Below are 7,119 nucleotides of genomic sequence, written 5' to 3'. Positions count from 1 at the left end.
AATCGGGCTGTTCGCCGCGGCTTCCGGGCACAGCTGCTCGGTCAGCGGGTTGGAGCCCAGCAGCAGGTCCTGAACGTCGCTGAAATTACCGCCAGCTTCGGTCAGACAGTCCAGCGGCGTGGTCGGGCCCAGGTCGGCTTCGGAGGTTTCCGGGCAGAATTGCGCCAGTACCGGCTGCAGCGGGTTGCCATCGGCACCCGGCAGGCCACCACCACCCGGGGCAAGACCACCGGCCGCTTCCGTGAAGCAGGCAGCGGGATCGATCGGGCTGTTCGCCGCCGCTTCCGGGCACAGTTGTTCGGTCAGCGGGTTGGAACCCAGCAGCAGGTCCTGAACGTCCTGGAAGTTGCTGCCCGCTTCTGCCAGACAGTCAATCGGTGTGGACGGACCCAGGTCTGCCATCGCGGTTTCCGGGCAGAACTGTTCAAGGGCCGGAGCGAACGGATTGCTGCCACCGTCGCCGCCGTCTCCGCCATCGCCACCATCACCGCCGCCGGGGATATTGCCCAGGCCGAGCAGTGCTTCGGTGAAACACTGGGGAGGGTCGATACGGCCATCCGCATTATCCATGGGACAGATCTGCTCGGTCAGCGCATTGCTGGCGGTGAGCATGTCATAGATTTCGATGTAGGCACGGCTGGCTTCGTTCAGACAGTCGATGGGCGTTTGCGGTCCCAGTTCCTGTTCGCCGGTTTCCGGGCACAGCTGGGCGAACAACTGGTCAGCACCAGGCATTTCGCCACCGCCGCCACCGGGCAGCCCGCCCTGGCCGGCCGCTTCTGCGAAACAGCTGGCAGGATCGAAGTCATCGCTTGCGGCTTCTTCCGGGCACAGCTGATCGGTAAGCGGGTTGGAGCCGCCGATCATGTCACCGATGTTCTGGAAATTACCGGCCGCTTCCTGCAGACAGGCTGCCGGGAAGGTGGCAGAACCATCAAAGGAGGTGTCGGTATCGTAAAGGAAATCCTGATCCAGCATTTCGCCATTGAAGGTCAGCGTGGCATCGAACACCTCCGCCGCTTCCGGGCAAAATTGCTGTACCACTGGATTCAGAGACAGCTCATAGCCGGTATCTTCCTCGGCAGCCTCCTCGCTTTCATCCAGACAGGCTTCCGGGTCTACGGCTCCCCCCTCTCCTGCATCACCGGACGCGCCGGGACACAGAGCATCGGTAAGCTCGTTCTGATCGTCGATGATCTCTGCGATTTCTGGAGGCAGGGCACGGGCCGCCGGACCAGAGTCGGCAGGCGTAGAACTGCTACCCCCACCGCCACAGGCCGTCAGCAGAGCCGCAAGGGCGCTACTGCCTACCAGAAGTTTTAGTTGATTAGCCAAGATGAACCCCTCCATCGTACTTTGTCGTCGTTATGGATTCCGAACGGAAGCTGGCATCAGCGACTATGGAAGGGATGTGCAATCTGCTGTAGAGCAAGGAAGTTGGTGGACTGTAAGCAAGCGTAGCCAGCGTTACGGAAGCGTGTCTGAACCCTGGTCAGGGCTACTTTTGATAACAATTTACCGGTTGCGTGGCATATCCTGCCCCCCCACCACCCTGGCCCGGGCACGCACATGGCTGTGGCGATCCTTGTCATCCAGGTGGCCGTGCACAAAGGCACCGATTTCCTGCAACGCCTGACCCGCCTCCGGCAGCCAGGCTGCCAGGGCGTGGAAGACATGGGGCATCCGCTCCCAGACCTGTAGCTGGCAATCCACACCCGCCTCCTTTGCCTGATCGGCAATGCGCACCGCATCACTGTAGAGCAGCTCGGTACTGCCCACCTGTACCAGCAACGGCGGCAGACCGGTGAAGTCGGCAAACACCGGCGACAGCATGGGCGATGCCGCGTCGTAGCCACGGCTGTAGGAGGCGGAGACGAAGTTCAGAGCACCAAGGGGAATCAGTGGCTCCTTGTCTGCATTGTCCCGGATGCTGTCACCGGAACAGGTCAGATCGCCCCATGGGCTGATCAATACCGCTGAGGAGGGCAACGGCAGCTTCAGTTCCCGTAACCGCAGCAGGGTGACCAGTGCCAGGTTACCGCCGGCGGAATCCCCGGCAAAAACGATATGTTCACTGCTGTAACCACTGTCCAGTAACGCCTTGTATGCGCGCACCGCATCTTCCAGGGGAGCCGGATACGCCCAGTCCGGTGGTTGCCGGTAATCCAATGCCAGGACCTTGGCCCGACAGTAATGACTGAGCCGCCAGGTGACGGCGCGATGGGAACGGGGCGACCCGAAAAAATAGGCGCCGCCGTGGAAGTACAACACCACCCGGTTACTGCGCACCCGCCGCCCGGTGATCAACCATTCCCCCGGCACACCCCCCACTTGTGCCCGGGCAATATGCACGTCGGACGGTACCGGCAACGCCAGCGTGACCGCATCGAATCCCAGTTGGGAAAATTTCATGAAACGGCGGGAGAATTTCAGTCGGCTGATTACCGGCTTGACCATATTCCTGGCCACCACATTGATGGCCCTGCCCTGCCAGCTCAGTGCTGGATAATGTTTCTTGTTGTTCTTCATGGCTTGCGCCGCATCGAAACCGTTGCTTCGAGACTAAGCGCTGATCGTGATACGGGCAAGGTGACAGGAAAGCGGGAAATGTAGAAACGTGCGAAACAGATCTGCACCGCCTTCAATTTTTATTTTTGTTGTAGGAGCTATGCTTGCATGGCGAAGAGAGACTCGTCGCGCTGAAAGGCTGCTGGAAAGCGCCGTGTTTTCGCCATGCAAGCATAGCTCTTACAAAAGATCGGTGGCCAATGTGTAGGGTGGGTTAACCGGGGAAAGACAGTGGCGAGTTACGAGGCGCGAGTTACGAAAAACGAAAAGCTACCCGCTCTATTATTTCACGGTTTTGATTTTCGAAACTCGTATCTCGTATCTCGCAACTCGCCCCTCCATCAAACGCTGCAGCTTTCCAGCAGGCCGCGCAGTTCCGGGATGCAGGAGCCGCAGTTGGTGCCGGCCTGGCAGCCTTTGCCGATGGCTTCCACGCTGTCTGCACCCTCTTCCACTGCGGCCTGGATGGTTTTCTCGCGCACCTGGAAACAGCTGCAGATCACGGGTCCCAGGTCAGGACCGGCATCCACCGGTTGGCCGGCAAGCAGCGCCAGGTGCGGGGTGTCTGCCTCGTCAGCGAAACAGTTGGCCAGCCACTCCACATCGCATAATGGCAGCGCGTCGCCGATGGCCAGCCATGCCAACAATCGACCTTCGCTGTCCAGGGCGGCGCGACGGAAGTGTCCGGTGGCAGGGTCGTTAAGTGCCAGCCACTGAGCGGCGTCGGGAAGCCAGTCGTGCAGCTGTTGTTCGGTTAGGTCCGCATCGCCGGCCAGCCGATAGCGCTGTACCTGGCCCGCCTGCAAAAATGCATCGACGGGAACTCGGGCCCAGTACTCCACGGCGGGAGGGGGCGCCGCCGTGAACAACCAGCCATGCCAGCGGGGTTGCCAGTCGCTGACGTTGACCGGCGTATGCTTGAACGCCGGCTGGCCGGAATGCGGATCCAGACGTGCCGGTACCAGGGCATCCACCCGGGCACGGCGAGAAAACTGATCGGTCCAGTGCATGGGCATGAAGGCGGTGCCGGGGCGCTGCCCGGCATCGCTGGTGACCCGCACCAGGGCGTCACCGACCTTGCTGGCAAGGCGTACAAAGCCGCCTTCCTTGAGTCGGTAACGTTCAATATCGTTGGGATGCAACGCCGCAAACGGTTCGCTCAGGTGGGCAAACAGACGTCCGGCGCGGCCGGTACGTGTCATGGTGTGCCACTGGTCGCGGATACGGCCGCTGTTGAGAATGATCGGGAAGGCATCACCGATCCGGTGGACGTTGGGATTCTCGCAGGCCACGAAACGGGCACGACCATCCGGCGTGGCGAAGTGTCCGTCGCCGAAGCAGCGAGGCTCCCCTTGCAAGGGCCACTGTTGTGGCTGCCATTGCTCATACTGGTCGGCGCTCAGCTCCGCGGCAGCAGTCATATCCAGCCGCTTGCCAAATCTGCCCGCCAAGGCGGTGAGCGCCGAGTACTCGGCAAAAATCTGATGTTCGTGCTGGTAGGGAAACGCGGAGCTGTAGCCCATGCGCCGGGCCACTTCGCTGATAATCCACCAGTCCGCCCTGGCATCACCCGGGGCTTTCACAAACGGACGCTGCCGTGACACGCACCGCTCGGAGTTGGTCACCATGCCGGATTTCTCCCCCCAGCCCAGGGCGGGCAGGCGAATATCGGCGCAAGCCAGGGTGTCGCCGCTGGCCACGCAGTCGGAGACCACCACGGTGTCACAGGCCATCAGTGCATGGCGCACCCGATCCGCTTCCGGCAGGGAATCCACCGGGTTGGTGGCCATGATCCACACCGCTTTTACCTGACCGCTTTCCACCGCATTGAACAGGTCCACCGCAGTGAGGCCGTTTTCGGTGGCCAGGGTGTCGGTCTGCCAGAAATCCGCCACAGCTGCGTGGTGTTCCGGGTTATCAATATCCAGGTGCACGGCAAGCTGGTTTGCCAACCCCCCCACTTCGCGACCGCCCATGGCATTGGGCTGGCCGGTGATGGAAAACGGGCTGGCGCCGGGCTTGCCCACCCGGCCGGTGGCCAGGTGGGCGTTAATGATGGCGTTCCCCTGATCTGAACCGTTGCGGGCCTGATTAACGCCCTGGGAAAACACGGTAACCGTCCGGTCGCAGGCGGCAAACCAGTCATAAAAAGTGGTCAGATCTTCCTGGCTGACCCCCAGCTGACCGGCCAGGGTAGCCCAATCATTGCCCTGCTCCCGTGCTGTGGCCAGCGTAGCCGCGAACCCCTCGGTGTGGGCATGGATATAGTCGCGGTCCAGGCCATTGTGATCATCCAGCCAGGTGAGCAGACCGTTGAAAAGCGGCACATCCTGGCCGGGACGAATGGCCAGGTGCAGATCGGCCAGATCACAGGTGGCCGTCCGGCGGGGGTCGATCACCACCACTTTCATGTGCGGCCGCGCCTGTTTGGCGGCAGCGATGCGCTGGTACACGATGGGATGCGCCCAGGCGGTATTGGAGCCGGTGAGAATCACCAGGTCCGCCAGCTCCAGATCCTCGTAACAACCGGGCACCACGTCTTCGCCAAAAGCCCGCTTGTGGGCAACCACCGCACTGCTCATGCAGAGGCGGGAGTTGGTATCGATGTTGGCGCTGCCAATAAACCCTTTCATGAGTTTGTTGGCCACGTAATAGTCTTCGGTGAGCAACTGGCCGGACACATAGAAGGCCACCGCATCCGGACCGTGTTCTTCGACGATACGGCGAAAACGGTCGGCCACTTCATCCAGGGCCCGATCCCAGGAGACGCCCTCCCCGTTGACCTGCGGCTGCAACAGACGATCCTGATCGCCCAGGGTTTCCAGTACCGAAGAGCCTTTTACACACAGGCGACCGGCATTGGCCGGGTGCTGCGTGTCACCCTGCAGAGTAATGCCATCGGTTTTGATGCCGCAGCCCACGCCGCAGTAAGGACAGGTGGTGCAAATACTCATGCGGCAAGGTTCTCCTGGTTATCGTCGCCAGGGGCTGGAAGATTGCAGAAGGCTTCCCCCAACAGCAGGCTGGAACGCACCGCACTGATATCCGTGCGGTTCCGCCACAGGCTTTCATAGAAAGGGGCTTCGGCCACGCTGCCATACAACACCATGCCGGTGATGCGATTGTCGCAAAGCTGCAGGCGGCAATAACTGCCAGGCAAACTCAGCTGCAGGGTGTCACCCTCTCCGGAGAAATCCCCGAAGGAGACCAGATCGATGCCGGAAATCTTCAGCCGGGTGGCGCTATCTGCATACAGATAACGACGGTGACCCAGCTCGGCCAGATGGCTGGCACAGACCGCCGCCTGTTCATACAGGGGCGCTACCAGACCGAAGGTACGCTGGCGATGCTCCACGCATTCGCCGATGGCATAAATGGCCGGGTCGAACGTTTGCAAGGTATCGTCGACGCGAATCCCCTGGTTCACGGTCAGACCGGCCTGTTCGGCCAGTGCCATACGGGGCACGATCCCCACCGCCTGGACCACATAATCCGCAGGCAGGCGTTGGCCATCGCCCAGCTGAACGGCGGCGACAGCGCCCCGCCCGTTGTCTTCGATGGTTTGCGTACGGGCCTTCATGACAAACTTCAGCCCCCGGGCTTCCAGATCCTGTTGCAGGCGATGGCCTGCCGCCTCATCCAGTTGCTGGTTAAGCAGATGGCCACGGCTGTGAACCAGCGTCACATCGTGCCCCTGTTTCACCAGGGCATCCGCCGCCTCCAGGCCCAAAAACCCGCCGCCCACCACCACCACCCGGCCAGGGGGCAGGGACAATAGTGTTCTGACGTCATGCAGATCACGAAAGCTCATGACGCCTTTCAGGTCCACACCGTCCACCGGCAACCGGCGCGGTGCCGCCCCGGTGGCCAGCACCAGGCGATCATAATCGAGTCTGTGTCCCGCAGCGGTGATCACCTGTCGCCGATGGCGATGAATCTGTACCACCGGCGAGCCGGTGATAAGGCGAATATCCCGGTCGCGATACCACTGGTGGGGATAGGTGGTAATGGTCTGCTCGTCCGTACCGCCCCCCAGCAAGGGGGACAGCATGACCCGGTTGTAACCGGCAAAGGGCTCTTCCCCCACCACCGTGATCTGATACAGATCCGGTGCCAGGCGGGTGAGCTCTTCCAGCAGGCGGCATGCCGCCATGCCGTTACCGATGACTACCAGTCGCTTCATTACCGCATCGCCCTCGTGCTGTTCAGGCCGGGATGGCCAGCTTGATCACGTCCCCTTCCACCTGAACCGGATAGACCGTGAGGGAGACTTCCTCGTCTTCCAGACACTGACCGGTTTCCAGGTCGAAATGCTGCTTGTAGATTGGCGATGCCACCACGCGCTTGTCGCCCAGGGAGCCTAGGATCCCCCGGCTCAGAACATTGGCCTGGCTGAACGGGTCGCGATTATCCAGAGCGTAGAGATTGCCATCGCGGGTGCGGAACAGGGCGGCCTGGCGCCCGGGCAGACGGACGCCCACCCCGGTGCCCGGCAGTACATCATCAAGCTTGCAGACGGTTTGCCACTGCACGGCTACAGAACTGTTCATG

The 7,119-nt window shown here is 61.6% G+C and carries 4 protein-coding genes and 1 pseudogene; all 5 read right to left on the bottom strand.

The window, feature by feature from the left end; genetic code table 11:
• Window positions 1-1,335: pseudogene (locus A0251_RS09405) on the bottom strand (hypothetical protein); the annotation flags it as partial.
• 180 nt (window positions 1,336-1,515) lie between these two features.
• Complete coding sequence (locus A0251_RS09400; protein ID WP_062816588.1) at window positions 1,516-2,529, bottom strand: alpha/beta hydrolase; 1,014 nt, start codon at window positions 2,527-2,529, stop codon at window positions 1,516-1,518.
• A 380-nt stretch (window positions 2,530-2,909) separates the two neighbouring features.
• On the bottom strand, window positions 2,910-5,522 hold the full coding sequence (locus tag A0251_RS09395) for a nitrate reductase (protein WP_062816587.1): 2,613 nt from the start codon (window positions 5,520-5,522) through the stop codon (window positions 2,910-2,912).
• On the bottom strand, window positions 5,519-6,751 hold the full coding sequence (locus A0251_RS09390) for an NAD(P)/FAD-dependent oxidoreductase (RefSeq protein ID WP_062816586.1): 1,233 nt from the start codon (window positions 6,749-6,751) through the stop codon (window positions 5,519-5,521). Before A0251_RS09390 ends, A0251_RS09395 begins: the two co-directional genes overlap by 4 nt.
• 22 nt (window positions 6,752-6,773) lie before the next feature.
• Window positions 6,774-7,118 carry a nitrite reductase small subunit NirD gene (gene nirD / locus A0251_RS09385; RefSeq protein ID WP_062816585.1) on the bottom strand — a complete coding sequence of 115 codons (345 nt, stop codon included), beginning with the start codon at window positions 7,116-7,118 and terminating at the stop codon, window positions 6,774-6,776.
• Window position 7,119 lies beyond the last annotated feature (1 nt).

Source organism: Alcanivorax sp. NBRC 102024 (assembly GCF_001602235.1).
In the GTDB taxonomy this organism is placed as follows: domain Bacteria; phylum Pseudomonadota; class Gammaproteobacteria; order Pseudomonadales; family Alcanivoracaceae; genus Alcanivorax.
Note: the sequence above shows the minus strand (reverse complement) of the source record. Positions and strands in the feature narration are given on the sequence as shown.

Excerpts from the sequence above, each read along its gene's own strand:
- A0251_RS09400 (WP_062816588.1), bottom strand. The coding sequence starts at position 2,529 with ATGAAGAACAACAAGAAACATTATCCAGCACTGAGCTGGCAGGGCAGG.
- A0251_RS09395 (WP_062816587.1), bottom strand. The coding sequence starts at position 5,522 with ATGAGTATTTGCACCACCTGTCCTTACTGCGGCGTGGGCTGCGGCATC.
- A0251_RS09390 (WP_062816586.1), bottom strand. The coding sequence starts at position 6,751 with ATGAAGCGACTGGTAGTCATCGGTAACGGCATGGCGGCATGCCGCCTG.
- nirD (WP_062816585.1), bottom strand. The coding sequence starts at position 7,118 with ATGAACAGTTCTGTAGCCGTGCAGTGGCAAACCGTCTGCAAGCTTGAT.